Annotated in this window: 1 protein-coding gene; it reads left to right on the top strand. The window is 27.1% G+C overall.

The window, feature by feature from the left end; all coding sequences use genetic code 11:
• Positions 1 to 407: 407 nt before the first annotated feature.
• A partial coding sequence (locus Q4Q35_RS07980; RefSeq protein ID WP_303277437.1) for a leucine-rich repeat domain-containing protein occupies positions 408 to 1,409 on the top strand: 1,002 nt, incomplete at its 3' end.

Raw genomic sequence — 1,409 nt, 5'->3', positions numbered from 1 at the left:
GAAAAATTGCAGTTAGAAAATTTGTAAAAAAGTAATATAAACCTATCTTAATTTATAGAATTCTATTTGTTGTGAAGCAGGTTTGAAAAACTTATGTGCTCTTTAAAAAGTCTCCAGACATGTATTTTGGAGGCTTTTTTTATGGCATCCATTTTGCAAATAGTATATTTATAATATTAAATAAATTACCTTGCCCTTTTAGTCATCTTTTCTTTGCAGTCTTTTCTTGAACTTCAAACATAAAAAATAGTATGTATAATAGTGAAATTACTAATTGAATAGTTAGCGATTTTTAGCAACGGATAAAAGCTTGTTAAATTTAAATTGACTGTTTCGTGATATAATCTGACTAAAAAATAAGGTTAAAATATGGTTTCTTGTACGCTAATTTTAAACCCCAAAAATTCATGAAAAAACAATTACTAGTTTTAACGCTCTTTTTATTAGGATTAATACAAATAGCTGTACAGGCTCAATGTACAGGAAATGTAAATATACCCGATGCCAATTTTAAGGCAGTGTTAGTAGCAGATACTACTATAAATACGGATAATGATACCGAAATTAGCTGTGCCGAAGCATTAGCTTTTACAGGCGTTTTAGATGTTTCTGTTAAATCTATATCAGATTTAACAGGTATAGAGGCATTTGTTAATATTTCAGGTTTATTTTGTTATAATAATACTTTAACAAGCTTAGATGTATCCAACAATACAGGTTTAGAAGTATTAGTTTGTGATAATAATACTTTAACAAGCTTAGATATATCCAATAATCCAGATTTAAAAATATTATATTGTTCTGATAATACTTTAACAAGCATAGATGTATCCAATAATACAGATTTAATAGGATTATATTGTTCTGATAATACTTTAACAAGCTTAGATATATCCAATAATCCAGATTTAATAGAATTATATTGTTCTGATAATGCATTAACAAGCTTAGATATATCCAATAATCCAGATTTAGAAAAATTATATTGTTCTAATAATGCATTAACAAGCTTAGATATATTCAATAATCCAGATTTAAAAGAATTATCTTGTACTGATAATGCTTTAACAAGCTTAAATATGGCAAATGGAAATAATACAAATTTATCTGTGTTCAATGCAAGTGGTAATACAAATTTAAGTTGCATACAAGTAGATGATGTAGCTTACAGCACGACTCAATGGAGTGATGATATAGACAATACAGCCAGTTTTAGTAATAATTGTAGTAGTTTAAGCGTACTAGATAATGAATTTAATGCTATAAGCCTATACCCCAACCCTGTTTTAAACACATTGAATATTAGCTTGAGCACATTAAATAAAGCAGAAAAAGTACAGGTTTATAATCTATTGGGAAAAAAAGTATTAGAAACTACAAATACAACCATAGATATAAGCTATCTATCA

The sequence above is a fragment of the Flavivirga aquimarina genome, assembly GCF_030540835.1.
Lineage (GTDB): Bacteria > Bacteroidota > Bacteroidia > Flavobacteriales > Flavobacteriaceae > Flavivirga > Flavivirga aquimarina.
The sequence above is the reverse complement of the archived record's forward strand: the minus strand, read 5'-3'. Positions and strand labels throughout refer to the sequence as shown.